Consider the following 24,292-nt stretch of genomic DNA (forward strand, 5'->3'; position numbering starts at 1 on the left):
TTCATCTGCCGCCGCGCACCTTTGTCAGTGGCCGTTGACCGTGATCTTGCGTCCCTTGGCCTCCAGCTCCTTGGCGCGAGGGACCGTCACCTTGAGAACGCCCTTGTCGAAGCTCGCCGTCACTTCGTCGGCTTTCGGCTCAAACGGAAGAGCGAAACGGCGCATGAATGTGCCGTAGGAGCGCTCGACGAGATGATACTGTTTCTTCTCGTCTTTTTCCTCTCGCTCGACCTTGTTTTCCGCCTTCAGCGTCAGCACGCCGTCGGTAAGGTCGAGTTCGATATCCTTCTCGTCGATACCTGGAAGTTCGGCGGTAAGCTCAAGGCCCGTCTCGGTTTCGGCAACATCCACCTTTGGCGACAGAAAGCCGCCCGCGGCCGGATTGGCCGGAGCACTCCAATCGCGCGTGAAGTCGTCGAAGAGGCGGTCCATTTCGCGCCGCATTGCGAGGAAAGGATCGGTCTCAGGCCCGCGGGTCAGCGCGGTCTGGCGACCAAATGGAATCATCGATCTGAAATCCATGACGTCACCTCCTGATAAAAAAGGCCGACGCCGGACAACTGGGTGACCAGTGTCGGCCACGTCATCACGCTCTTTATGTGGCGTTGCGAATCCTGCCGTTCAAGCCTCCGCGCGAGCTCCGTTGACCCCTGCGCATCGCCCCGGCCGCCGGGTCTCTTCACACGCGGACGCGGTCTCGTCGCTCTTCGCGACTTGATCTTTCGGATAAGGGGCGGAGAGCGGGCTTGTCTCCCACCACACGCACAGATAAATGCACCGGAAGGTACCTTTCTTTTTCGGTGTGTTGATGAGCGAGCAAGCGTCCAACGCTGACGACGGCCAACGGTCTCTAGCGGACCCTCAAGACGGCGAGGAGAAAGGGCATACGGAGGGGGCGCACGCTTCTTCGGAGGAAGATGCCGGACGATCGCCCCTGAAGAAGCCCTGGGCGCGGGTTTTCCTTGTGGTCGCTGGCATTGCGTTGCTTGTCGGCGGCGGCTGGTGGCTGTGGCACTATTGGACGGTCGGCCGCTTCATCGAGAGCACGAACGACGCCTATTTGCAGGCCGATCAGGTCACGATTGCGCCGAAGGTCGGCGGCTATGTCGAGGACGTCATGGTCAAGGCCAATGCCAGCGTCGAGGCTGGCGATGTGCTCGTGAAGATCAATGACGAGGATTATCTTGCCGGCGTGGCACGTGCGAGCGCCGGCCTGCAGGCGGCTCGGGCGGATCTTGCGAAGGCGAAAGCCGAGGCGGGACGATCCAGGGTGGCTGTCCAGCAGGCGGAAGCCCAGCTCGCTCAGGCGAAGGTGAACGAGGCTTTTGCGCAAAGCCAGGTGGAGCGCTACGCACCTCTCGTGAAGACTGGGGCGCAGCCGGAAGAGCGGTTGTCGCAGTTGATCAACCAGCGCGACCAGGCCGAAGCGCAGGTGAAGGTCGCTTCCGCCTCTCTCGCCTCTGCGCATGAAGCGACCAATACGGCCGACGCTCAAATCCTCCAGGCGCGTGCCGCCGTCCACCAGGCTCAGGCTCAGCTGAAGGATGCCAACAATCAGCTGGCGAATACGCTGATCAAGAGCCCGATCTCGGGGCGGGTCGGCGACAAGACGGTGAATGTCGGGCAGCTCGTCCAGCCCGGAACGCGGCTGATGACGATCGTGCCAGTCGATCAGCTTTATCTGGAAGCGAATTTCAAAGAGACACAGATCGAGCTGATGCGTGTCGGCCAGCCAGCAACGATCACGGTCGATGCACTGACCGCCGAAGAGCTGCACGGGCATGTGGAGAGCTTTTCGCCCGCAACCGGTGCGCAATTCGCTCTGATCCCACCGGAAAACGCCACCGGCAATTTCACCAAGATCGTGCAGCGTGTGCCGGTTCGCATCGCGGTCGATCCAGGACCCGCCGCGAGCAAGGTTCTCGTTCCCGGCCTCTCGGTCACGGTCGAAGTCGACACGCGCGGCGCTCGCGACGAATACGAAGAAATGCAGGAAGAGGGGCGGCGCTCGGAAGAGGCGGCACAGTGAGCTCGGCCGAGGCCACAGCGGACGACGGCGCATCCGCCTCAAGCGAGCCGCGCGCCGATGCTGCGGCCTGGCTGGCAGTTGCTGCCGGCACGATTGGCGCGTTGATGGCGACGCTCGATATTTCCATCGTCAACGCGGCTTTGCCGGTGATCCAGGGTGAGATCGGTGCGAGCGGCACCGAAGGCACCTGGATTTCCACCGCCTATCTCGTCGCCGAGATCGTCATGATCCCGCTGACGGGCTGGTTCGTGCGAGTCCTGACGCTGCGCACGTTTCTCCTGCTCATGACGATCTTTTTCGTCGTTTTCTCGGTTCTTTGTGGTCTCTCTTCGTCGCTGACGATGATGATCATCGGCCGTGTGGGGCAGGGATTTACCGGCGGTGCGATGATACCGACGGCGCTCACCATCGTCTCGACGCGGCTGCCGCCGGACAAGCAACCGATCGGGATTGCACTCTTTGGTCTGACGATCGTGCTCGGGCCGATCCTCGGACCGCTCATCGGCGGCTATCTGACGGAGCATGTCAGTTGGCACTATGCCTTTTTCCTCAACCTGCCGGTGGGGCTCGGGCTCGTCCTTCTGCTTGTCGTCGGCATGCCGCCGGCGAAGGCGCATCTTCGGGCGTTCTTCAAGGCCGACTGGTTCGGTATTCTCGGGCTGGCGCTCTTTCTTGGGTGTCTGACCACGGTTTTGGAGGAGGGGCAGCGCGAGCTCTGGTTCCAGTCGGAGCTGATCGTGGGCCTCAGCTTCGCTTCGTTCGTCGGGCTCGTCCTGCTCATCATCGGGCAGAGAAGGGCGGCCGAGCCCGTCATCGACCTGTCGATCCTGTTTGAGCGGAGCTTCGGCAGTGTCTTTCTGATGAGCCTCGTCACGGGTGCCGCACTTTATGGCATCCTCTATCTCATCCCGCAGTTTTTGGCCCAGATCCCGGACTATAACGCCTATCAGGCCGGTCTCATCGTGCTCATCAGCGGCATTCCGACCCTGATGATCATGCCGTTCTTTCCTTTCCTTGTGCGTACGCTCGATCTCCGTCTGGCGATCGCGATCGGGCTTTTCATCTATGCGTTGAGCTGTTTCGCCGACACCGCGATGACGGCCCAGTCCGACGGCGGCGATTTCTACTTTTCGCAGCTGCTTCGCGGCGTCGGTCAGGGATTTGCGCTGCTCTTTCTCAATCAAGCGGCGACGAGTTCAGTGGTGCGCGAAAAGGCAGACGACGCCTCCGGGCTCTTCAATGCGGCACGAAACCTGGGCGGCTCTTTCGGGCTTGCTCTCATCTCCACGCTTCAGGACCGACGCGTTACGTTCCACGTCGAGCGGATCAGCGAGACCGTCAACGCCAATTCGGTTCAGGTCCAAGAGCGCCTGCAGGAGCTTGGCGGCAATGACGCCTATCAGCGGCTGCAGGCCTTGAAGATGCTCTTCGGGACGATCCGTCAGCAGGCCGTCGTGATGATCTACAACGACCTGTTTTTCGTCTTCGGGATCATCCTTCTCGTTTCCATCCCGCTCGTCCTGCTCCTGCGGCCTTTGCCGCGCGGGCAGGGCGTGGCGATGCACTAAGGGGCCGTCATGTCGAATTGGCGCCTGTTCGCACCTTTGGCCTGCACGCTGGCCTTGTCCGGCTGCATGGTCGGCCCGGATTATCAGGGGCCGCCGGATGCGGCCCCGCTTGCGCGTCTGGCTGGTTCCTTCCGGCATGCGGACCGAACGACGCCGGCCTATTATCCTGCGGCCGCCTGGTGGGAGAGTTTGTCGGACAAACAGCTCGACGCGCTGATCGTGCTCGCTTTGTCGAAGAGCCCGAATGTGGACCTTGCGATCGCGCGGCTGAAGCAGGAACGAGCCGGCGTGGCCGGTGCGCGCGCCGATCTGATGCCCACAGCCGCTGGTCTTGGAGCAGCAAGCGGGGTTCGAGCGGGGCTCGGCGACACCGACGGTCTCAACAACAAACTCGCTGCAGCAGCGGCCACGCTCGGCCCGGAGGCCGCTGCCGCAGCGCCCACTATTCCCGAACATGTGAGCACGGGGCTCTACAACGCGGCTTTCGATGCGTCCTGGGAGATCGACATTTTCGGCGGCAGGAGACGCGCCGTCGAGCGCTCCACGGCCAGAGCCCAGGCGGCGGAAGCTGCGCTGGCGGACGCTTATGTTCAGCTGTCGGCGGAGGTGGCACGCGCCTATGTCGGTCTTCGCGCCGCGCAGAGACAGCTCGGCATCGTGCGCCATTCGGTCTCGTTGCAGCAAAAGACGTTCGACCTGACGAGGCAGCAGGTGGAACAGGGAACGTCTGCCAAGCTCGATCTGGCGCGTCTCGAAACGCAGCTCACCAGCACGCAGGCCGATATTCCCTTGCTTGAAGCGCAGGTGGAGGAGGCGCTCGGCCAGCTTGCGGTCCTGTGTGGACTGGAGCCGGGTGCGCTCGATGCAAGGCTGTCGAAGCCCAGGCCGATTCCGTCCCCGCCGAAGTCCGTGCCCGTCGGCGATCCGGAATCGATGCTCCGAAGAAGGCCCGATGTTCGGCAGGCGGAGCGACAGCTCGCCTCAGCCAATGCTGCAATCGGCGAGGCCGTGGCGCAGTATTTCCCGCGGATCAAACTCGCCGGACTTGCCGTCGCAGGGGGAACTCAGCCTGGTGATCTCGCTGACACCGCCTCGCTCAGTCTCCTCGGGGGCCCCACGCTGCAGTGGAACCTTCTGAGTTTCGGACGCATCGACGCCAAGGTCCAACAATCCGAAGCTGCGACAGAGGCGGCGCTCGCCGAATACCGGCAAAGTGTGCTTGCAGCTCTCCAGGATGCGGAATCCTCGCTCACACAATTCCGCAAGCGGAAGGAGAGCGTTGCCCATCTGGCGCGGGCGAGCGCGTCGGCGGCACGGGCGGCGGCTCTCACCCGAGATATGAACGAAGCGGGCGCGCTCAGCCTGATCGATACGCTCGATATCGAGCGCCAGCGCTTGCAGACGGAACAGAACCTCGCTCAGGCCGAGACGGAACTAACGAATGCGTTCATTGCGTTAGAGAAGAGCTTGGGGCTTGGATGGGAACCGGCGACGACGCGGCAACCGGCAGCAACCACTGTCGCCAAGGCCAGTTGAAACAACATGCAGAACCGATCATGACGCCGAAGCAAGATCAGTCCGAGGATGGCAGGCGCAGTTGCTGCGTCGTCGATGGCTGTGGCGAGAGCGCACTTGCGGAGGCAGGCGCTGTGGCCCGCCGAGGTCGGCCGCGCAAGGGCACGAGCGGCCTCGTCACCGAGCGGATTGTGGCGGTCGCAACCGAGCTCTTCCTCGAGCGTGGCTTCGCCGAAACCAATATGGATGCTGTCGCTGCACGCGCGGGCAGTTCCAAACGGACGCTTTATGCTCGTTTCGCCTCCAAGGACGCATTGTTTGAGGCCGTGATCCTGAAATTCCTCCGTGAGCGGCTGACGGAAATGCAGTTGACGATCCGGCGCGATGACGGGCTCGAAGAAACGCTGATCAGCGCTGGGGAGCGGCTCCTGGAAGGTGCGATGACGCCGGAGGTCATCCGTCTTCATCGCCTGATGGCCTGCGAAGGCGAGAACTTTCCAGAGCTGGCACGCACGGTCAACGAGCAGGCCTGGACGCAGTTTCGTCTTTTCGTAGCCGATGTCCTGCAGCAGGCGAGCGTTCGCTACAATGAGCCGTTCGAAGATTGCGAATGGCTGGCGACTCGGTTCTTCGGGATGATGGTGGAGCCGTATTTCCGCCGCGCGACGCTCGGGCTTCAGCCGGCCGAGGTGACCGACGAGATGCGCACGGACGTGCACCGGTCGGTGCAGCTATTCCTGAAAGGAAGCCGGGGTCTGTCCGCATCTCAATAAAATCGTGCTATTCGGGATAAGACTGGCGCAAGGTCGCATCGCCAGAGTGTTGCCTTCAGGTCATAGCGGAGGCTGGGACTAGACGCTAAAAGCACCTGGCGCGTTCCATTTATTTCGGAAGAGAGCATGCGGCATCGGGGCAGGGGGGACGAGACGGGACGTAGCGTCCTGCTCACACCCGGAGCATTATCGGCATTTCTGGTCTTCTGCGTCGTCTCCTTATTGGGGGCCTGCGCCGGGCTGCCCGACGAAGCGGCTCTGACACCCGTTCAGACGACCGTGCCGGGCGCACAGCTCGTCACCATCTATGCGGCCACGACGCGAGAGCGGAAGGGACCGCAGAGCGTGCTCTACACTTCCGAGCCGGCTGCTCAACTCAATTTCGCCCGTTACACGGTCTCGGTTCCGCCCGGGCATAAGCCGACGGAAATCGAGTGGCCGGACGGCAAGGCGGATCCCAAGCGGAGCTTTGCAACCGTCAAGGAAGAACGGCTCACAGAGGCCGAGTTCTATCAGCAAATCACAGCGCGGAATGGAAAAGGCGAGCTGTCGCCCGGGCGAGACGATGTCGGCGTTTTCGTCCACGGCTACAACACGAGCTTTGCCGAATCGTTGTTTCGTCTGGCTCAGATCACGGTCGATTCCGATCCCAATGACGTCCCGGTCCTGTTTGCCTGGCCGTCGGAAGCTGCTGTGACCGGATATGTCGCAGACAAGGACGCTGTGACCTATTCGCGCGATTATCTGGCCGGTGTTTTGACGCATCTCGCTAGAGATCGGAAGGTAGGAGATATCACCCTCTTCGGTCACAGCATGGGCGGCTGGCTCGTGATGGAGGTGCTGAGGCAATTGCGCCTTTCTGGGCATGGTGACGTGATCTCCGGGATCGAGGAGGTGATCCTTGCGTCTCCGGATATCGATATCGACGTTTTCAGAACCCAGATCGCGGTCATCGGCCGCAAGCATCCCCCGATGACGATCCTCGTCTCGAAGCATGACCGGGCACTCGCGATTTCCAGGCGGGTTGGCGGCGGACGGCCGCGGCTCGGCGGCGTGGACGTCGATGACCCCGAGATCCAGCAGCTGGCGGTGCAGTACGATCTGCGGATCATCGATATCTCGCAGCTCCCGAAAACGGACTTTCTCGGACACGACCAATTTGTGACACTTGCGGCCCGGCTGGGTTCGACCGGGCGGCGAGGTTTCGGCCAGCTCGGCGAAGCCGGCGCCTTCGTTTTCGACGCCGTCGGCAACACCGTGGCGAGCCCATTCAGGATTGCGAGCGACGTGCTTTCCCAATAAGGGCAGCGACCATCTTGTGGCTGCCTTCGTGTTCCGGCACGCGCTCACGTTGACATCCGGGCTTCGATCATGAGGATGGCGCCACACCAAACAAAGGAGCGCCCATGTCAATGCCGGGGGGCACGACCGACCCTGCGATCGTCTTGTCGAATGTCTGGAAGATTTTTGGCGAACGCTCGGAAGAGGCTCTTGAGGCAATTGAAAAGGGGCAGCTCGACAAAGCCGAGGTCCAATCTCGCTTCAACTGCATCGTCGGCGTCGCCGATGCGAGCATAGAGGTCGCGCGCGGCGAAATCTTCTGCGTGATGGGATTGTCTGGCTCAGGCAAGTCCACTCTCGTGCGCCACATCAACCGCCTCCTCGAACCGACGTCGGGTCGAATCGAGGTCGAGGGCGAGGATGTGATGGCTATGGGCGACGATGCGCTGCGCCGTCTGCGAGCTCAGACGATCGGCATGGTCTTCCAGAATTTCGGTCTCCTGCCGCACCGCACCGTGCGCGACAATGTCGGGCTGCCGCTCGAGGTTCAGAGCGTTCCCAAGCTCGACCGTTTCGATCAGGCCGAACGTTGCCTCGACCTCGTGGATCTCGGCGATTGGGGCGACAGTTTCGCCCATGAGCTTTCTGGCGGCATGCAGCAGCGTGTTGGTCTGGCGCGCGCTCTTGCGGCCGATCCCGACATCCTTCTCATGGACGAGCCGTTTTCGGCGCTCGACCCTTTGATCCGCCGGCAGCTGCAGGCGGAGTTCATGGCTCTATCGAAAGAGCTGAACAAGACGACGGTCTTCATCACGCACGATCTCGACGAGGCGATCCGCATCGGCGATCGCATCGCCATCATGAAAGACGGCCGTATCGTGCAAACCGGGACGCCCGAGGAGATCGTGACCGACCCGGCCGATGATTATGTGGCCGATTTCGTCTCGGGCATCTCGCGGCTCAAGCTGGTTCATGCCGCGAAGATTATGCGGCCGTTGCCGACGCTCGGCGAGACGGGCATGGATTTGAGGTCTGCGCCGCGCGCTCCGGTCGGTGCCGATCTCGATAGCCTTGTCGATCTCGTGCTGTCACAAAAAGAAGACATCGTCATCGTCGACGAGAATGGCGCGGAGGTCGGTCTCGTCACGCAGACGGATCTCCTGCGCGGGGTCCAGGGCGGCAAAGAGCAACCGGTCGAGGTCGAAACCCAATCGGCCGCTGCCTTCGAGGTCGGGGCAGGAACCTCCCGCAAGGAACAGAACGCGCTCATCGCTGAGTTCGTCGGTCGCGGGGCCGGCCATTACATCCCCGCATTCCGCCGGATCGGGGAGGGACGTTGGAACGTCTTCAATTTAGGTGCTGTCGTCTTCGGTCCGATATGGGCTGGCGCTCGATCGCTCTGGTCCGTCTTTTGGGCGTTTGTAATCCTTGAACTGATCGGCCTTGTCCAAATTGGCCGAGGCTTTCTAGGAGATTTGGGCAGTGAGGCAGCGGCGCGAGCGGCCTCGCTTCTTGCGCGTGCCGATTCACGGGCGGAACGCGCTGCGGAGGCGGCCGCTTCCGGCGCGGACAATGCCGCTCGCCTTGCCGCCAGTGCGGACCGGCTGCGTGATATTGCGGCCTCGGCGCAGACGGAAGCGGATGCGCTCTCGGCGCAGTCCACCCAGGTCGCGTTGATCGGTCTCGGCATTTTTATCGTCGTCAAACTCATTGAAGGTCTGACCGCAGATCGCGCGCTCGAATGGCGCTTCACCCATTGGCGTTCGGACCGGTCAATCCGCTCCGGCCTCTCCTGGGTGGGCGCAGCGATCGCGACCTTGCTCGTCGCCTTTATCTATCCCGTCACGATCTATCGTTTCTCGGCCGCCGAACCGCCGACATGGCTGACGACCTTTCCCGCCGACAATGCGATCCGCGCGAGCGCGGCACGTTGGATCGATCACGCTTTCGACTGGCTCGCGATCGCCGGGGAAGGGTTTTTTGATTCCGTCACGGCGGTCGTGCGTGCGCTCCTCGACACTCTCGAGCTGATGCTGGTGGCGACGCCTTGGCCCGTGGTCATGGTGGCGATTTGCGCCATCGCCTGGCTTCTCGCCGGCGCGCGGGTGGCGATTTTTACCGCGGCTGCTCTGGCCTATCTCGCACTCTTCGGTTTCTGGGAAAAATCCATGGCGACCGTGGCGCTGCTCGGGGCTGCCGCGGTCATCTGCGTCGTCATTGGTGTGCCGCTCGGCATTTGGTTTGCAAAGTCGGACCGCGCCTACACGGCCGCCAGGCCGGTGCTCGATTTCATGCAGACCATGCCGGCCTTCGTCTATCTGATCCCGGTCATCGCCTTCTTCGGAACCGGCAAGCCTCCCGGCATTCTGGCGACACTCGTCTTCGGCATGCCACCTGTCATCCGGCTGACCGCGCTCGGCATGAAAGGTGTGCCCTATGATGTGACCGAGGCGGCGTCCGCCTTCGGCGCGACGCGGACCTTCAGGCTTTGGAAGGTCGAGCTGCCGCTCGCCATGCCATCCATCAAGACGGGCATCAACCAGACCATCCTGATGTGTCTGTCGATGGTGGTCATCGCCTCGCTCATTGGCGCGAAGGGTCTCGGGGAGGACGTTCTCGAAGCCCTGCAATATGCGGCTGAAGGACAGGGGATGCTCGCGGGTCTCGCCATCCTTTTCTGTGCGATGGCGCTTGACCGGATCGTCGCCGGACGCGCGCCCGCAAAATCGGCCTGAGGGCCGGCTGCGCTACGGCGCAGCCCAAAAACGAACCTATGAGAGGACACAGTATGAGACCGCTTATCTATTCGGCTGCTGCCGCAGCCTTGCTGATCGGCAGCAGCGCGCAGGCCGCTGATATCACCATCGGTGTGCCGAGCTGGCCGTCGGCCAAGGCCGGCGCCGCAATCCTGAAAAACCTCGCGGAGCGGGAATTCGGTGCCAGTGTCACGCTGACGCCCGGCACGAACCCCGTCATCTTCGCCGCCATGGCGTCTGGCAAGGGCGATATGGACGTGCATCCGGAAGTCTGGCTGCCGAACATTCAGGGCATCGTCGACGAGTACCAGGACAACGTCGTTCTCGGCAAAACGATGTTCCAAGGCGAGCAGGGCGATTGCGTGACGAAGGCGACCGCCGACAAGCTCGGCATTTCGTCCATCACCGATCTTGCGGACCCGGAGATCGCAAAACAGTTCGATTCCGATGGGGACGGGAAGGGTGAATTCTGGGTGGGCGCGACCGGTTGGGCCTCCGCAAACACCGAAAAGGTCAAGATGCGCGGCTATGGGCTGGCCGAGCTCTACGAGCCTGAGACCATCGATGAAGCACTCGCCTATGCGCGGATCGGGGAGAAGGAGAAGAAGGGCGAGCCTTACGTCTTCTACTGCTACACGCCGCACCACATTTTCGCGCAGTACGACCTCGTGATGCTCGACGAGCCGGCGCACGACGACGCGAAATGGAACATGATCCAGCCGGACGAAGATCCGCAGTGGTACGAGAAATCGAGCGTGTCGACGGCCTGGAAGCCGGCCGAGATCCATCTCGCCTACTCGAAGTCGCTCGAAGAACGCGCCCCCGAGCTGATCACGCTCTTCGACAATTACAGCCCCACGAGTGACATGGTCGCCGACTGGACATACCAGATCGCGGTGAAGGGCCGGGATGAGAACGAACTCGCCCAGGAATGGATCGCCGACCATCCGGATGTCGTGGACAAGTGGCTGGGCCTGTAGAGGGCTCAATCTGAATGAAGAACTGCCGCGCTTTCGAGCGCGGCAGCCTTTGCTGCGCGCTCGACCTAGATGGTGGCGACATAGCGCTGTCTGACGGCTTCACGAATGCGCTGGCGGCTCTCGCGGGGCGTGAGCGCGCGCTCGAATGAAATGGCCTCGCACTCTCTCGCCAAGGCCTCGTCTTTGATGACATGGCGAAACCAGGCCGAATAATCGCCTGCCCTCAAATGATATTTCCAGGTCTCGTCGTCGATCTGGTCCGCAAGCTCCAAGAAGCTCGACAGGTTGTGGGCGCGCAGGAAGACGCTGCCCTTCGGTCCACGAAAATAGAAACTGTGTTCCGGGCCGACATCGCCGACCGCGTATTTTCCGGAATGGCGGCGATGGAGTTGTCGCGGCAGATCGATTGTTATCCGCCGTGGTGTTGGCTCGCCGACCAACCAACAGAGCGCTTCGTTTTCGCTGCAGGCGCCGGGAGGGGAGACGTCGTGGCGCTGGATGGAGGCGGTGACCTCGATCACTTCGGGAGCGGTCTTGCCGAAAGCGAGGATCGTTTCCGCCGTCGCCACCGCCTGACGCGCGAGCGAACGCGGACTGACCGTGATCATAACGACGGCCGGGGTATTCTCCGGAAGCTCGTGCACATTCTCATGGCCCGCCGGCAGAATGTGATGTGCCTCGTCGATGATCAACCAATGCGGACGTCCTGTCCGACGACGCAGCTCCGTGATCGACGGCAGCAAATCGGCAAAAAGCTGCCTGCGTTCGGCAAGAGACAGAGCGACTGCGTTGACGACGACGTTGAGGTCGGCAGCGTGCAAGAGGCGCAGTGCTTCTCCAGGCACAGGCGGTTCTGTGAGGCTGCCGATCTGGACCGCATGGGCCAGATCCTCATAATCCCCCTCAGGATCGATGACGCAAAACTCCAGGCCTCTGTCCACCATCCGTTCGGTCAGGAGTTTCGCAAAGCGTGACTTCCCGATTCCGGAATCGCCGCCGATCAAAACCCGCGTTTCGGGTTCGAGGTAGATGTCGTTGCCATCCTCGTCATTGCCAATTTTGAGGCCGCGCCGGGCGGGTGGCAGGATCCGTGCATCCTCGCGAAGGATTGCGTCGATGAGTTCAACCACTCCTGCGCCGTGATCGTGCCTCAGGCAAATATCGGCCGCGTTCCGAAGCGCAGGCAACGCGTTCGCAACGGCGGCCGAACAGCCGCAGGCGCCAAGAAAGGCGTGATCGTTTTCCGCATCGCCCACCGCGACCACGTTTGGTGCCGAGATGTCGAGATGTCGGAGGGCGGCCCTGAGCCCCGAAGCCTTGTTCACGCCGGGCGGCAAAACCATCACCGCACCCTTGTTGAACGTGATCTGGAGCTCTAGCCCCAGCTCGTGGATGGCTGCAAGAACCTCTCGTTCGTGTGGCTCCCAGGTCGCAAGGACCGCACGGCCGATGGAAAGCGGTCCGACCTGGCGGTCGAGCAGCCTTTCGACGAGAGCGTGCGGGGGTGGCGCTGCCAGCGTCGTCTCCGTTCCATCCCCGGGATTGTAGAGAACGGCGCCGTTTTCGGCGACGATCAGGTCGAAGAGTGCGAATTCGGAAAAAGCGGCTTTGAGCGGCACAAGTTCGCGCCCCGTCACGAGGATGAGGCGGCGGCCGCTCTCCTTCAGCCGCCGAAGTGCCTCGCACGTCTCGGGAGCGACGAACCCGTCATGGGCGAGCGTGCCGTCATAGTCGGTCGCAAGGGCCAGGAAGTGCATGCACGGTCTCCCTGCCTGTCGGCGCTTGGCCCAACGAACCAATGCCGATTGCGCATCATAAGCCCCGGAGCGGATTTCGCCATACCGCGAATTGTCTCGGAGAGGTCCACCACGGACCCTTTCTGTTCAGCGCGGCTTTGATCCGGGAGGGGCTTTCTTCTGCCCGCCTCCTTCGTGCTATGGGCGTCTCGGCCGAACCCTTCGTCCGCTGGGTTGGCCGCGATCTCAAGACAAGGGCGCTACAAGAGTGCCACGAGGGCGTTGAGGAGGGACAGAGATGGAAGCTCCGCTTATAGCTTTGACGGGAGCCTCCGGCTTTGTCGGCCGCCACCTTCTCGAGGATCTTCGTGCGTATGGGTTTCGCGTGCGTGTGCTCCTGCGTCGTCCCATCGATCAGATGCTGACGGCCGATTCCGCCTTGATCGGCGACCTTGCGCAGCCCTCAAACCTGTCGCGCGCACTCGAAGGCGTCGATGCGATCGTTCACTCGGCCGGTATCGCGCATGCCGCGTCCGGATTGCCGGAGATGGATTATCGCACCATCAACACGGACGCGACCTTGAGGTTGGCGGAAGCCGGAGCGCGGGCAGGGGCGAAACGGTTCGTGTTTCTGTCATCGGTGCGAGCTCAGAGCGGTCCATCGGCGGAAGGTGTTCTCGATGAAAGCCGGCCGCCCGAACCGACGGATGCTTACGGCCGCTCCAAGCTTGCGGCCGAAGAAGGGCTTGCGGGGCTCGGTATCGATTGCGTCAGCCTCCGTCCGGTCCTGGTCTACGGCCCCGGGGTGAAGGGAAATATGGCCGCTCTCTTGCGTCTGGCGAAGAGCCCTCATCCCTTGCCGTTTGCGGGCCTCAAGGCGCGTCGCTCATTGCTGGCGGTCGAGAATTTGGCGGAAGCCGTGCGCTGGAGCCTCTCCCATCCGATGCGTCTCTCGGGCGCCTATCTCGTCGCCGACGACACGCCGTTGACGCTTCCAGAGATGCTCCGGGCGATGCGCTCCGGTCTCGGCCGGCCGCCAAGGCTTTGGCCAGTTCCTGAATTCCTTTTCGGGGCCGGGGCGTGGCTTGCCGGACGGACAGAGATCCTAGAGCGGCTTGCCGGCAATCTGGTGGTCGATTGCCGTGCGCTCAAGCGTCTCGGTTGGCGTCCCCGTATTGCAAGCGTCGAGGGGCTCGCCAGCCTTGCGCGTTCAAGCGGTGAGACCGATCGCACCGATAACGACGCTATTGCGCCGGAAACGTCAGCGTGAAGCGCTTCGGCTCCGCCTCGACGCTCATGCTTCCTCCGATCTGATTGGCAAGCTGATCCAGTAAGTTCAGACCGGCACCGCCTTCCTTCTGATCGGGGTCTCGGTTGAGCGGCGCGCCATCGTCGGAAACGGAAAGGCGCAGGCGGTTGTCGCCCGCCTCTTTCAGTCGAACCGCAATCGTGCCTGTCTTACGCCGGGCGAGGCCGTGCTTCAGTGCGTTGATCACCAGCTCGCTGACGACGAGGGCAGCGGTTGCGGCCCGCTGCGGCTTTATGACAGCGGGATCGAGATCCAGATCCAGCTGAAACCGCGGGTCCGGATCGACGAGAGTGCGGCAGACGGAGGCAACGACGGTATCGAGCCTGTCGGAAGTGCCGTCCTTCTCCAGCCCATGCAGATTGCCCATGGCGGCCACGCGTGCGCTTGCCGTCTCGATGGCTTCTTGCGCTGCCGGTTCGTTCATTTCCCTCATCTGATGGCGTAGGAGACCAACCGTGATCGCGAGGATGTTCTTGGTGCGATGCTCGAGCTCACGGTAGTTCAGTTCGAGTTCCTGACGCTCAGCGTCCGCCTGCCGCGTGCCCTTGTGGAGATGCAGCGTCGTGGCGGTAAAGATTGCGACGCGCTCGAGGATTTTCGCATGTTCTGCGGTAAAGCGCGTCTCCCCGTCATGAGCGATTGCCCAGATTGCGCCCTCCAGCGCCTTTCCGTCATATCCGAAGGGAACGATCAGCGTTTCACAGAAAGGCACTTTGGTTGTGAGGTCCGGAAAGACCCGGTGAGGCTGGCGCAACAGAACGGGCTGGCGATTTTCCACGCAGCTCTTGCACGGGGAGACTGCACGCGGCAGGTCGGGGGGAGGGGTTTCCGCGAGTTTTCCGGCAAGACCGACCCAAGAGCATGTCGGTGCTTTGTCGCCGGCGTTGCAGAGGGTGATGCCGCTGCTGCCGGCGTCGCAGAGATCTCGCACCACCTCGGCACAAACCCGAAACACCTCTTCGGGAGCCGCGCCCACGATATCGGCAATCCGGCGCATCGCTGTGGTCTCGTCGAGGTTGCTCGCCCCGGGTTCGCTGCGCTGCCATAGTTCAGAGGTGATCGTGATATCCGAAAGCGTCGGCTGGTGTGCCGATGGGCCGCCGTCTGCCCGCATCTTCTGCGCCTCCCACCAGGACGAAATACCTAGAGGTTACCATAAGCGGCGTTCATTCTCTGAGGTCAAGCCGCGGGCGCGCACCGCGTTTGACTATTTGATAAGGGAGCAAATGATGTGAGGAGGGCTCATCCAACCCGGCTCTTCCATGGGCGGAGCACGCCATGACTGAGCGGCGACAGAAAGAGCATGTCCTCGTCTGCCCGTAAGCTTGCCTGCGACAATTTCGCCGGAAGGCTTGCCCCCACCCTGCGGCCCTGACCTATACCGACGCTGGGAGATCATCCTCTGCGAGCTCAAAAGAGCAACTGTCCGAACGAAAGCTGTCTGACGTTTCGGGCCTCACAGGATGGTTGAGGAGACATCTGCAAGTCAGCGGGATAAACATACACAATGGAAGATTTGTCGTCTTTTTTGGCGAGTGTGAGCTCTTTTGTCTGGGGCCCGGTCATGCTCGTCCTGCTTTTGGGAACGGGCCTTTACCTCACGCTTGGTCTCGGCTTTCTGCCGCAAAGAAAGCTAGGTTACGGCTTCCGGCTCGCGCTTGGCGGGCGCAAGGCTCAACATGGTGACGAAGGCGAGATCACGCCGTTTCAGGCGCTGACAACGGCACTTTCCGCCACGATCGGTACAGGGAATATTGCAGGTGTTGCGACCGCCATCTTCCTTGGCGGTCCGGGCGCCGTCTTCTGGATGTGGCTGACGGCCCTCGTCGGCATGGCGACAAAATATGCCGAGGCGGTGCTGGCCGTTCGCTATCGCGAGAGCGACGAAAACGGCCGCTATGTCGGCGGTCCGATGTATTACATCCGCAACGGGCTCGGGCCACGCTTCGCCTGGCTCGGCTGGCTCTTCGCGCTTTTTGCGACAATTGCCGCCTTCGGTATCGGCAATACGGTGCAGTCGAATTCCGTGGCGCGTGCGCTCGAGAGCACGATCGGCGTGCCATATGTCGCCACAGGTCTCGTCCTTGCCGTTCTGACGTTCCTCGTCATCATCGGCGGCGTGAAACGCATCGGCAGCGTGGCGGAGCATCTCGTGCCGCTGATGGCGATCCTTTATGTCGGCGGCGCGCTCGTCATTCTGGCACTCAACATCGCCGACGTGCCGGCGGCTCTTGCGACGATCTTCTCCGATGCGTTCAGCGGGACGGCAGCCGCGGGCGGCTTTGCCGGGGCAGGGGTGCTCGCCGCGATCCGTTTCGGCGTTGCGCGTGGCGTCTTCTCCAACGAGGCCGGTCTCGGTAGCGCGCCGATCGCCCATGCCGCCGCGAAAACGAGCGACCCAGTCCGGCAGGGCAGCATCGCGATGCTCGGCACATTCATCGACACGATCGTGGTCTGCACCATGACGGCTCTCGTCATCATCACGACGGGTGCATGGACGAGCGGCGAGACGGGCGCCGAACTCTCGGCGCTTGCCTTCGACACGGGAATGCCCGGCGGCAGCTGGATCGTCACCTTCGGGCTCGTGGTCTTTGCCTTCACCACCATTCTCGGCTGGAGCTATTATGGCGAAAGGGCCGCAGAGTTCATCTTCGGTTCGAAGATCATCCTGCCGTTCCGCCTTCTCTGGGTGGCGGCGCTCATCGTCGGGGCTGTCGCCGACCTCGGTCTCATCTGGACGGTGGCCGATATCATGAATGCGTTGATGGCAATCCCGAACCTCGTCGCGCTGATCGCGCTCAGTGGCACGGTCTTCGCCATCAGCAGGGCCTACTTCAAGAACGGGCAAAGCTGAGCGCCAGCGGCTCTCTGGGGTTTTCCAAGCGGAAGGCCGGCTGCAGGTTCTGCGGCCGGCCTTTTCATTTGGAGACCTTCGAGCCCTCGTACCCCGGGGCGACGACCTGTGGTTGCCATCGCGGACGCGAGCCATATAGAATTCGCGCATGCGCAAATTCCTCAAAGTGCTGCACACCTTGGCTTCCTGCGGCCTGATCGGCGGGATCGCCTGTTACATGATCCTGCTCGTCTTTGCGCCTCAGGAAACGCCGGCCAATTACGCCGACATGCGCCAGGCAATCGCAGCCATCGCCGATTACGTCCTCATTCCCTCGATGGGTGTCGCCATCGTGTCCGGCCTTCTCTCAATGGCGGTCCATCGGCCTTACCAGGACAAAGGCTGGGCCTTGCTCAAGCTCGCCATGGGCATCCTGATGTTCAAAGGCGTGCTGACCGTCGTGGGGGGCAAGGCGGATTATGTGGCTGCGGTCTCACGCCGGGTCGCGAACGGTGAACCTGCGGCCGATGTTCTGCAGCAAGCGATCGGGCATGAGTGGGGCGCCCTCATCGTGGTCATGGCGTTGTCGGTCGCGAACGTCATCCTCGGCATCTGGCGTCCAAAACATCTGCGCCCGAAATGGGCCAGACCGGGAGAAAGGCAGCAGGTGACGGGACCTGTTGGCCAGGATCCTGTGGCTGAGAGTGAGCACAGCCTGCCCGCGGCCTAGGCCGGCCGAGAACAGCCTGCTTTCGGGGCGACAATCCGGTGTGGGAGAAACCTCACACGTGCCAGCCGCAAGAGGAGCGGGCCGGCGACCTGCTGCCGGGTATTTTCGAGTTGATGGCGGGCCGAAGCCGACGAAACAGAGAACTACACCTACGCTATAGACCTACAAAATGGAGGCCATGTGGATATGGCTTCGGAAATGCTCTTCCTGCGGGTAGAGCCCGGCAATGCCCCGGCACTCGTCCCGCGTCAGCAGCCCGGCCATGACAGCACATCCCTGTGCGTCAAGCTCTCCGCAGAGATCGTCCCAACGGAAAGACCGGATGCGATCCTCGATCATAACGGGCGCGGAATTGCCAACCGGCTGGTTGAAGGTGGCGTTCATAGGTGAGCCTCTTTCTCTAGCAAGGCACGCTTGCGCTCCACCCCCCAGCGATAGCCCGACAGTGAGCCGTCCGTCCTGACCACCCGATGACAGGGAATCGCGACGGCAATCTTGTTGGCACCGCAGGCCTGGGCGACGGCACGCACCGCCTTGGGGTCTCCGATCCGCTCAGCGATTTCGGCATAGCTGGCAGTCTGGCCAGCGGGAATTTCTCTCAACGCCTGCCAGACCCTTTGCTGAAAGGCGGTTCCGCGAATGTCGATCGGCAAGTCGAGTCCGATGCCGGGGGCTTCGACAAACCCCACAACCTGGGCGACCAGCCTTTCAAATACAGCATCGCCGCCGATCAGAGCCGCGTTCGGGAAGCGATCCTGAAGATCGCGCGCCAGCCTATCGGGGTCATCGCCCAGCAGGATCGCGCATACGCCTTTCGCGCTGCAAGCGACGAGAATGGAGCCTAGCGAGCACTCGGCGACGGCGAACTTTATAACCGTGCCGACACCACCGTTCCTGTAGGCGGTGGGCGTCATGCCGAGCATCTGGGACGACTTTTCGTAGAAACGGCTGCCCGAGCTGTATCCGGCATCATAGATCGCCTGCGTAACCGTGTTGCGCGTCTCAGCCAGCGCATGGCGAACAGACTTCGCTCGATGAGCAGCCCCATATCCTTTCGGTGTAAGACCCGTGATTGCCTTGAACTGGCGATGAAAATGGAAGGGGCTGATCCCGGCAGCGGCAGCCAACTCGTCAAGCGTTGGAAGTTCCTCGGCAATCTCGATCAAACGGCACGCCTCGCTGATGGCTGTCGCGCTTTTTTTCGGAAATGGAAATGCCATCGGGATTGCACCGTCTGCACGCGCGGAACCCTGCTGCTTCGGCAGACTGACAGTCTGAAAAGAAGGCGACATTCTCTCTTTTCGGCAGGCGCGACGGGCAGCCCGGCCGACAATAGATGCCGGTTGATGTCACGGCATAGACGAACTTCCCCTCAAACGCCGTATCCCGGCGAGCGACCGCGTCCCAATACCGGTTTTCATCAGCGTGGTCAGAGTGCCTGGTGCCGTTCCGCGTGGCGGGTCGCATGTCCACTCCCCTCGAAAAGTCGTTGCCTTGTCGGCCAGTGCACATGGCCCAACTCTGCTCGCAACCCGATTTCCGCGGGTTGGTCAGTTTCCTTGGCAGACGGCAGCCCCTCTGAAATTCCGCATCTTGCTTTCAAATTTCGATGACCCGCGTGTTGCCGCCAGCGGTCCGGCCTGTGGCTCTGACAAGGAATGTTTTGACAGCAAGAAGCGGAGTGGCTGGCGGATCGCGCTCAAATAGGTCGCTGCCACGAACCAAAGCAGAAAAGGTGTTCGAGACATGACTTTACTTGAGGGCAAAGTTGCCGTTGTCACCGGCGCGTCTTCCGGCATCGGGCGGGCCGTTGCGCTGATGTTTGCCGAGCACGGCGCGGCAGTCGTCCTGACGGCGCGACGCCAGGCTCAGCTGGATGAGGTTGCGAACGAGATCCGCAGCAAGGGAGGACGCGCCTATGCGTCTGCGGGAGACATCGGCCTTCCCGAAACCCATGAGCGGATCGTCGCGGAGGCGAGACGCGAATTTGGCGGCCTCGACATCGCCATCAACAATGCCGGCACTGTGGGTCCGGCGAAGCCGCTGGCCGAAATCGCGCCGGAAGACTGGCAGCACACCCTGACCGTGAACCTGACAGCCGCCTACCTGGGCGCACGCAGCCAGATTCCCGCGATGCTTGAGCGCGGCGGTGGTTCCATCGTGTTCACGTCCAGCTTCGTGGGAACCAGCGTCGGCATTCCCGGCATGGCCGCTTACGGTGCGTCGAAGGCCGGACTGATGGGGTTGGTGAAGGGCATCGCCGCCGACTATGCCGCTCAGGGCATCAGGGCCAACGCTCTTTTGCCGGGCGGTGTGGATACCGAGATGGCAGGCGATCAAAGCCAGAAGGATTGGGCAGCCGGGCTCCATGCCATGAGGCGGATCGCTCAACCCGAGGAGCTCGCGTCTGCGGCACTTTTCCTTGCCAGTTCCATGGCCAGCTTCGTCACCGGATCAGCTCTGTTCGCCGATGGTGGCAACGCTGCCGTGAAGTAGACAAGCGATTGGTCGCGAGTGCGGAGGGGACAGCTCAACAACGCGCATCACAGGCAACCCTCCGCGCATTCTGGCGGGCGCATTCCCATGGCCTCGCGGATCCAGACGCTCGCCGTCGCCGGATACCCACTTCCGGCGCACCTATGCGCTGGGCGTGCTGCCAACAGGACGCCCTTTGACATTTTGCGACGATCGGCGCGCCCAGAGGCTGTTTTCGAAGATAATTGGCGGTGTTTGGCGGATGGGGTGGTTGTGCCCCACAGCAACACAACCAACGGCTTAGTTCGGCAAACCGCGACCTTTAGCCCTCCTGAGACAACAGCGTTTCTCGGCGCAGTGGCAAACTGCGGCGCACCTCTCGAAGGGCGGCTGTCATGATGACGGCCCGCTTCCACGAGCTGCAGGCGCGCGCGCTTAAGGCTGTCGATCAGACCTTCTCCGAGCCGGTTCGGCTTTTCTTCTTGCGTGATGGCATGGTCGATCCCGACCGGCCTGGACCGCTCGATATCGAAGCCATTCTTCGGGTGGGCGAAGGCGAGAGCACGCGGGCGGGGCCGGGCGAAAGCTGGAACACGAGGATCGTCGCCGGAAAAGGCGAGCTTCATATCAATCGCCTCGTTTATCCCGACATCGTCGTGCGTGTTCGCGACAAGGTGCGCGCGATGGCGCGACCGGGCCAACCGTGGTGGTCAGTCTTCGCCGTCGACGATCGTCGCCCGGGCCGCCTGATGCTCCAGCTCGGGGAGGCTTGAATGCGCACGACGCAACAGGCCGCTTCAAAGCAGGGCGGAAAGCGCGCCGAGCCCGTCATGTGGGTTACGCTCGGCATGCGCGGTCTCGGGGAAGTCTATGAGGCCGGCTGCCGCTTCGAAGCCGTCACGGCGGCCGGCGAAAGCCTTGGGCGCTTCGATAATGCCAACGAGGCCGCCGACGCGATCCGGAGGGCGAGGCAATGAGCTTCGGCCGAGCTATGCCCGCGCCGAGCGCGGCTCTCCTGAACTCGCCGCTCATGCGGAAGGCGCCGCCGCCCACGTCGTTCCTTGACGAGTTGGAGGCGGGGGCGGTGCCGACGCCTGCCGCGATCGAGACCGACGAGCGGCAGCGCCGCGGTCTGTCTCGGCAAATCGCGAGCGAGAGGCGAGCGGCAGCCTACGGGCGCCGGCGCAAGATGGGTGGCAGCGGGCGCATGCCGGATCGAATCCGCGCTCATTACACAGAAGGCGAGCGCGCGGCGCTGACCGTCGTCGCGATCGAGGTCAAGCGCCACGGCCGGTGTGAGTTGACCAATGATGCCATTGCGAGCCGCGCCGGAGTTTGCCGCAGGACGGTGCAATACGCGCTGGGGAAGGCCTCCGAGAACGGGCACGTCGATGTGATCCATCGGCCGCAGCGCGGGCGGAAGAGCAAGCCCAACGTCGTTCAGATTGTGGCGCGCGACTGGCTGGCCTGGCTTCGCTTTGAAAAGCCGCGATCGAATGGGCCGCGGCCGAAGGCCATAGGGTGCAAAGCGATGCGCACCAAGGAGAACAGAGAGATAAATCATCCCCGAGACTGGAACCGCACCGCCCCCACGAGCGGCAAAGGTGGCTGGTCTTGGGATGAAGGGAGGCGAGCCGAGCGGTTGCAGCTTGAGCCGGGAGGGCGAAGCCATGCAGCTTAGCGCGGAAAAGGGCACGAAGCCCCCGGCAGACCTGGCGGCACAGCTTGCCGACTGCGCTCGGCGTGCCGAGCGGCTCTCGCCCTCGCACCGGAACCCGGAGCGTTTCCACGAAGACAAGAGCGAGCTCGTCGCGCGCCTTCGATCACTGTCGATGGAGGCGCGCCGTGGCTGAGGCCTTCCGAACGCGCGCGGGTCCTTCCCGGCGGCTGGCCGCCGCGGGTCAGCGAGGGCCCGAGATTTCACGCGCTGAACTCAAATTGAAAGCTAAAGTGAAACGCGATCAAGGGGTTAGTTATGCAAGCCGCGCATAGCTCAACCCCGCTCGGGGAGCCGAAAACTCTGCGGAAAAGCGATTTCGCCAAGACAATCGGCGTCTCGGCGGGGCGTGTCTCGCAGATGGTGCGCGACGGCCTGCCGGTGGAAGCGGATGGCCGGATCGATGTCGCCCGCGGCCGGCTGTGGGTGCGCGACAACGTCGATCCCCGGCGCGCGGCCGCACAGGCCGCCCAAGGCGAGATGCCGTTTGCGGCGCGCCCCGATGCGGCCGCCGAACGTGCCCGGCTCGCCAAGGAACAGGCCGACCACGCCGCGCTGAGGAACGGGGTGCTTCGGCGCGAGCTGGTGAAGGCGGAAGAGGTCGAGCGCGAATGGACGAACGTCCTTCGGCGTGTCCGATCGCGCATCCTCGCCGTGCCGTCCCGCCTCCGCCAGGCGCGCGCGCATCTCTCGGCCGCCGATGTCGCCGCGATCGAGGCAGAGCTTCGGGCCGCTTTAGAGGAGCTCGCCCATGCCGAGTGAAGCCCTTGTCGCCCTCCGCCGTAATGCACTGACCGCGCTCCTGCCGCCGCCGCGGCGGCTCCTCTCGGAATGGCTGGAGGAGAAAGACAATTTCGTCCTGCCGGAAGGCGGAGCTTCCACCTTCGGTCAGATGCGGTTGTGGCCGTTTCAAAGGGAAATCGCCGATGCGATCGGAGATCCGACGATCGAGCGAGTCACGCTCGTGAAGCCCGTGCGCGTCGGTTTCACGACGCTGCTGATCGGCGCGATCGGTGCCTATGTCGCGAACGACCCGGCGCCGATCTTGTGTCTTTTGCCTACCGAAGCCGACTGCCGGGATCACATGGTTTCGGAGATCGAGCCGATCTTCGAAGCCTCGCCGGCGCTCACGGGGCTGATCGGTGGTGCCAAAGACGAAGGCGGTCGCAACACCATCCTGTCACGGCGCTTCCCCGGCGGCTCGCTCAAACTCGTTGCTGCCAAGGCGCCGCGAAATCTCCGCCGGCATACCGCCCGCGTGCTCTTCTGCGATGAGGTCGACGCGATGGAGGTGGGCGTCGAAGGATCGCCGCTCTTGCTGGCAGAGCGGCGCACCCTCTCATACGACGACCGCAAGATCGTCGTCGGCTCGACCCCGGTCTTCGAAGAGACAAGCCACGTGCTGCGATCCTACGCGCGGTCCGACGCGCGGATCTTCGAAGTGCCGTGCCCGGAATGCGGCGCCTTCCACGAAATCTCCTGGGCCGATATCCAATGGCCGGAAGGGGAGCCGGAACGGGCGCATTATGTGTGCTCGGCTTGCGGCTCCGTCGTGGAAGAGAACCATAAGTTTGAAATGGTTGCCGCCGGCCGATGGCGGGCGACGCAGCCGAAGATCGCAGGGCACGCCGGCTTCCGCTTGAACGCCCTCGTCTCGCTTCTTGCGAACGCCTCCTGGGGCAAGCTTGCCGCCGAGTTTCTGGTGGCCAAGAACGATCCGGGCCTCCTTCAGACCTTCGTCAACACGATCCTCGCGCAAGGCTGGCGGGAGGCCGGGGAAGAGATCGACGAAACGGCGCTTGCCGCGCGGGCCGAAGCCTTCTCGCTCGATGCGCTGCCGGAAGAGGTTCTCGTGATCGTCGTCGGCGTCGACGTGCAGCGCGACCGGTTGGAGGCGACGTTCCTCGGCTTCAGCCGCGACGACAAGCCCTTCGTGCTCGGTCACCGCGTGGTGTGGGGCCTGCCGGAGGATGACGCGACCTGGGCCGAGCTCGATGAGCTTCTGAAGATGCGCTTCACGCATCCCTCGGGAGGTTCGCTCGGTGTCGATGCGACGGCGATCGACAGCGGCGACGGTGAGACGATGGAGCTCGTCTATGCCTTCGCGTTCCCGCGCATCTCGCGAAAGGTTGTCGCGATCAAAGGCGCGAGCGGCAACCGGCCGTGGATCGAAGCGTCGAAGAGCAAGATCAAGGGCGGCGGCCGGATATGGATCGTCGGCGTCGACGGGATCAAGGCGAACATCACGGCCAGGCTGTCGCGGGGCGACGCGATCCGCTTCTCCGATACCTTGCCGGAAGTGTGGTTCGAACAACTCGCGAGCGAGCGCGTCGTGGTGCGCTACACGCGCGGCCAGCCGGTGCGGCGCTTCGAGCGTATTCCGGGCCGGCGTGCCGAGGCGCTCGATTGCGTCGTCTACGGCTTCGCAGCCCGACAGATCGTCAACGTCAATTTCGAGGAACGCGCCGCGGCGCTGAAGCGAGGCGAGGCGGTCGCCGCCGTCGCCAGCTCACCGCCGCGGCGCGTGAAGTCGCGATGGATGCAGCGATGATTCCTCGCAGAGATCCGGCGTGCGTTTTCTCCTTACGCG

The 24,292-nt window shown here is 62.9% G+C and carries 21 protein-coding genes and 2 pseudogenes; 18 read left to right on the forward strand and 5 right to left on the reverse strand.

Annotated elements, in window-relative coordinates; all coding sequences use genetic code 11:
- Positions 1 to 24: 24 nt before the first annotated feature.
- Positions 25 to 522, reverse strand: coding sequence for an Hsp20/alpha crystallin family protein (locus ACK8CP_RS05250; RefSeq protein ID WP_234628086.1), 498 nt, complete (start codon positions 520 to 522; stop codon positions 25 to 27).
- A 286-nt stretch (positions 523 to 808) separates the two neighbouring features.
- On the opposite strand from ACK8CP_RS05250, the gene ACK8CP_RS05255 reads away from it, so the two are divergent.
- The 8 genes and pseudogenes from ACK8CP_RS05255 (at position 809) to ACK8CP_RS05290 (ending at position 10,902) form a co-directional block, all read left to right on the forward strand.
- Complete coding sequence (locus ACK8CP_RS05255) at positions 809 to 2,029, forward strand: HlyD family secretion protein (protein ID WP_414833572.1); 1,221 nt, start codon at positions 809 to 811, stop codon at positions 2,027 to 2,029.
- Positions 2,026 to 3,597 carry a DHA2 family efflux MFS transporter permease subunit gene (locus ACK8CP_RS05260; protein WP_414833573.1) on the forward strand — a complete coding sequence of 524 codons (1,572 nt, stop codon included), beginning with the start codon at positions 2,026 to 2,028 and terminating at the stop codon, positions 3,595 to 3,597. The genes ACK8CP_RS05255 and ACK8CP_RS05260 overlap by 4 nt, the downstream gene beginning before the upstream one ends.
- Before the next feature lie 9 nt (positions 3,598 to 3,606).
- Entirely contained in the window at positions 3,607 to 5,133 is a 1,527-nt protein-coding gene (locus ACK8CP_RS05265) for an efflux transporter outer membrane subunit (protein WP_414833574.1), read from the forward strand.
- 20 nt (positions 5,134 to 5,153) lie between these two features.
- Positions 5,154 to 5,885: a TetR/AcrR family transcriptional regulator gene (locus ACK8CP_RS05270; RefSeq protein ID WP_234628082.1), complete on the forward strand. Its 732-nt coding sequence runs from the start codon at positions 5,154 to 5,156 to the stop codon at positions 5,883 to 5,885.
- Between the two features lie 126 nt (positions 5,886 to 6,011).
- Entirely contained in the window at positions 6,012 to 7,187 is a 1,176-nt protein-coding gene (locus ACK8CP_RS05275) for an alpha/beta hydrolase (protein WP_414833575.1), read from the forward strand.
- Positions 7,188 to 7,291: 104 nt separating this feature from the next.
- A pseudogene (locus ACK8CP_RS05280) lies at positions 7,292 to 8,344 on the forward strand (quaternary amine ABC transporter ATP-binding protein); the annotation flags it as partial.
- 990 nt (positions 8,345 to 9,334) lie between these two features.
- Positions 9,335 to 9,901: an ABC transporter permease gene (locus tag ACK8CP_RS05285; RefSeq protein ID WP_234629328.1), complete on the forward strand. Its 567-nt coding sequence runs from the start codon at positions 9,335 to 9,337 to the stop codon at positions 9,899 to 9,901.
- 53 nt (positions 9,902 to 9,954) lie between these two features.
- On the forward strand, positions 9,955 to 10,902 hold the full coding sequence (locus tag ACK8CP_RS05290; protein WP_164879711.1) for a glycine betaine ABC transporter substrate-binding protein: 948 nt from the start codon (positions 9,955 to 9,957) through the stop codon (positions 10,900 to 10,902).
- Positions 10,903 to 10,967: 65 nt separating this feature from the next.
- Here ACK8CP_RS05290 and ACK8CP_RS05295 read toward each other — a convergent pair whose 3' ends face one another.
- Positions 10,968 to 12,659, reverse strand: a complete 1,692-nt coding sequence (locus tag ACK8CP_RS05295) for an HAD-IIB family hydrolase (protein WP_414833576.1) — start codon at positions 12,657 to 12,659, stop codon at positions 10,968 to 10,970.
- A gap of 277 nt (positions 12,660 to 12,936) precedes the next feature.
- Between ACK8CP_RS05295 and ACK8CP_RS05300 the strand changes: the two genes are divergently transcribed.
- Complete coding sequence (locus ACK8CP_RS05300; RefSeq protein WP_414833577.1) at positions 12,937 to 13,908, forward strand: NAD-dependent epimerase/dehydratase family protein; 972 nt, start codon at positions 12,937 to 12,939, stop codon at positions 13,906 to 13,908.
- On the opposite strand, the gene ACK8CP_RS05305 is transcribed toward ACK8CP_RS05300, so the two are convergent.
- Positions 13,883 to 15,061 carry an ATP-binding protein gene (locus tag ACK8CP_RS05305; RefSeq protein ID WP_414833578.1) on the reverse strand — a complete coding sequence of 393 codons (1,179 nt, stop codon included), beginning with the start codon at positions 15,059 to 15,061 and terminating at the stop codon, positions 13,883 to 13,885. The genes ACK8CP_RS05300 and ACK8CP_RS05305 overlap by 26 nt on opposite strands.
- A gap of 423 nt (positions 15,062 to 15,484) precedes the next feature.
- Here ACK8CP_RS05305 and ACK8CP_RS05310 point away from each other — a divergent pair, with 423 nt between their 5' ends.
- Both ACK8CP_RS05310 and ACK8CP_RS05315 read left to right on the forward strand, forming a co-directional pair.
- A complete protein-coding gene (locus ACK8CP_RS05310; RefSeq protein WP_370642304.1) occupies positions 15,485 to 16,801 on the forward strand; it encodes an alanine/glycine:cation symporter family protein in 1,317 nt (438 codons plus the stop codon).
- A 148-nt stretch (positions 16,802 to 16,949) separates the two neighbouring features.
- Positions 16,950 to 17,510: a DUF2269 family protein gene (locus ACK8CP_RS05315; RefSeq protein WP_414833579.1), complete on the forward strand. Its 561-nt coding sequence runs from the start codon at positions 16,950 to 16,952 to the stop codon at positions 17,508 to 17,510.
- A gap of 162 nt (positions 17,511 to 17,672) precedes the next feature.
- Here the strand turns inward: ACK8CP_RS05315 and ACK8CP_RS05320 are convergent, their stop codons facing one another.
- Positions 17,673 to 17,894, reverse strand: coding sequence for a hypothetical protein (locus tag ACK8CP_RS05320; RefSeq protein WP_414833580.1), 222 nt, complete (start codon positions 17,892 to 17,894; stop codon positions 17,673 to 17,675).
- Positions 17,891 to 18,977, reverse strand: a pseudogene (ada, locus tag ACK8CP_RS05325) (bifunctional DNA-binding transcriptional regulator/O6-methylguanine-DNA methyltransferase Ada). Before ada ends, ACK8CP_RS05320 begins: the two are co-directional and overlap by 4 nt.
- 279 nt (positions 18,978 to 19,256) lie before the next feature.
- Between ada and ACK8CP_RS05330 the strand changes: the two are divergent.
- From ACK8CP_RS05330 to ACK8CP_RS05360, 7 genes are all read left to right on the forward strand, one after another.
- Positions 19,257 to 20,006, forward strand: a complete 750-nt coding sequence (locus tag ACK8CP_RS05330; RefSeq protein WP_414833581.1) for an SDR family oxidoreductase — start codon at positions 19,257 to 19,259, stop codon at positions 20,004 to 20,006.
- A 374-nt stretch (positions 20,007 to 20,380) separates the two neighbouring features.
- Positions 20,381 to 20,758 (forward strand): hypothetical protein, encoded by a 378-nt coding sequence (locus ACK8CP_RS05335; RefSeq protein WP_414833582.1) that lies wholly within the window; start codon positions 20,381 to 20,383, stop codon positions 20,756 to 20,758.
- Complete coding sequence (locus ACK8CP_RS05340) at positions 20,759 to 20,962, forward strand: hypothetical protein (RefSeq protein ID WP_414833583.1); 204 nt, start codon at positions 20,759 to 20,761, stop codon at positions 20,960 to 20,962.
- A complete protein-coding gene (locus ACK8CP_RS05345) occupies positions 20,959 to 21,666 on the forward strand; it encodes a hypothetical protein (protein ID WP_414833584.1) in 708 nt (235 codons plus the stop codon). The genes ACK8CP_RS05340 and ACK8CP_RS05345 overlap by 4 nt, the downstream gene beginning before the upstream one ends.
- Positions 21,656 to 21,838 (forward strand): hypothetical protein, encoded by a 183-nt coding sequence (locus ACK8CP_RS05350; RefSeq protein ID WP_414833585.1) that lies wholly within the window; start codon positions 21,656 to 21,658, stop codon positions 21,836 to 21,838. Before ACK8CP_RS05345 ends, ACK8CP_RS05350 begins: the two co-directional genes overlap by 11 nt.
- A gap of 122 nt (positions 21,839 to 21,960) precedes the next feature.
- Positions 21,961 to 22,464: a DNA packaging protein gene (locus tag ACK8CP_RS05355; protein WP_414833586.1), complete on the forward strand. Its 504-nt coding sequence runs from the start codon at positions 21,961 to 21,963 to the stop codon at positions 22,462 to 22,464.
- Positions 22,454 to 24,253: a phage terminase large subunit family protein gene (locus tag ACK8CP_RS05360; RefSeq protein ID WP_414833587.1), complete on the forward strand. Its 1,800-nt coding sequence runs from the start codon at positions 22,454 to 22,456 to the stop codon at positions 24,251 to 24,253. The genes ACK8CP_RS05355 and ACK8CP_RS05360 overlap by 11 nt, the downstream gene beginning before the upstream one ends.
- The last annotated feature ends 39 nt before the right edge of the window (positions 24,254 to 24,292 follow it).

The organism is Afifella sp. YEN Y35 (genome assembly GCF_047553465.1).
Lineage (GTDB): Bacteria > Pseudomonadota > Alphaproteobacteria > Rhizobiales > Afifellaceae > Afifella > Afifella aestuarii.

Excerpts from the sequence above, each read along its gene's own strand:
- ACK8CP_RS05250 (WP_234628086.1), bottom strand. The coding sequence starts at position 522 with ATGGATTTCAGATCGATGATTCCATTTGGTCGCCAGACCGCGCTGACC.
- ACK8CP_RS05255 (WP_414833572.1), top strand. The coding sequence starts at position 809 with ATGAGCGAGCAAGCGTCCAACGCTGACGACGGCCAACGGTCTCTAGCG.
- ACK8CP_RS05265 (WP_414833574.1), top strand. The coding sequence starts at position 3,607 with ATGTCGAATTGGCGCCTGTTCGCACCTTTGGCCTGCACGCTGGCCTTG.
- ACK8CP_RS05270 (WP_234628082.1), top strand. The coding sequence starts at position 5,154 with ATGACGCCGAAGCAAGATCAGTCCGAGGATGGCAGGCGCAGTTGCTGC.
- ACK8CP_RS05275 (WP_414833575.1), top strand. The coding sequence starts at position 6,012 with ATGCGGCATCGGGGCAGGGGGGACGAGACGGGACGTAGCGTCCTGCTC.
- ACK8CP_RS05285 (WP_234629328.1), top strand. The coding sequence starts at position 9,335 with ATGGCGACCGTGGCGCTGCTCGGGGCTGCCGCGGTCATCTGCGTCGTC.
- ACK8CP_RS05290 (WP_164879711.1), top strand. The coding sequence starts at position 9,955 with ATGAGACCGCTTATCTATTCGGCTGCTGCCGCAGCCTTGCTGATCGGC.
- ACK8CP_RS05295 (WP_414833576.1), bottom strand. The coding sequence starts at position 12,659 with ATGCACTTCCTGGCCCTTGCGACCGACTATGACGGCACGCTCGCCCAT.
- ACK8CP_RS05300 (WP_414833577.1), top strand. The coding sequence starts at position 12,937 with ATGGAAGCTCCGCTTATAGCTTTGACGGGAGCCTCCGGCTTTGTCGGC.
- ACK8CP_RS05305 (WP_414833578.1), bottom strand. The coding sequence starts at position 15,061 with ATGCGGGCAGACGGCGGCCCATCGGCACACCAGCCGACGCTTTCGGAT.
- ACK8CP_RS05315 (WP_414833579.1), top strand. The coding sequence starts at position 16,950 with ATGCGCAAATTCCTCAAAGTGCTGCACACCTTGGCTTCCTGCGGCCTG.
- ACK8CP_RS05320 (WP_414833580.1), bottom strand. The coding sequence starts at position 17,894 with ATGAACGCCACCTTCAACCAGCCGGTTGGCAATTCCGCGCCCGTTATG.
- ACK8CP_RS05330 (WP_414833581.1), top strand. The coding sequence starts at position 19,257 with ATGACTTTACTTGAGGGCAAAGTTGCCGTTGTCACCGGCGCGTCTTCC.
- ACK8CP_RS05335 (WP_414833582.1), top strand. The coding sequence starts at position 20,381 with ATGATGACGGCCCGCTTCCACGAGCTGCAGGCGCGCGCGCTTAAGGCT.
- ACK8CP_RS05340 (WP_414833583.1), top strand. The coding sequence starts at position 20,759 with ATGCGCACGACGCAACAGGCCGCTTCAAAGCAGGGCGGAAAGCGCGCC.
- ACK8CP_RS05345 (WP_414833584.1), top strand. The coding sequence starts at position 20,959 with ATGAGCTTCGGCCGAGCTATGCCCGCGCCGAGCGCGGCTCTCCTGAAC.
- ACK8CP_RS05350 (WP_414833585.1), top strand. The coding sequence starts at position 21,656 with ATGCAGCTTAGCGCGGAAAAGGGCACGAAGCCCCCGGCAGACCTGGCG.
- ACK8CP_RS05355 (WP_414833586.1), top strand. The coding sequence starts at position 21,961 with ATGCAAGCCGCGCATAGCTCAACCCCGCTCGGGGAGCCGAAAACTCTG.
- ACK8CP_RS05360 (WP_414833587.1), top strand. The coding sequence starts at position 22,454 with ATGCCGAGTGAAGCCCTTGTCGCCCTCCGCCGTAATGCACTGACCGCG.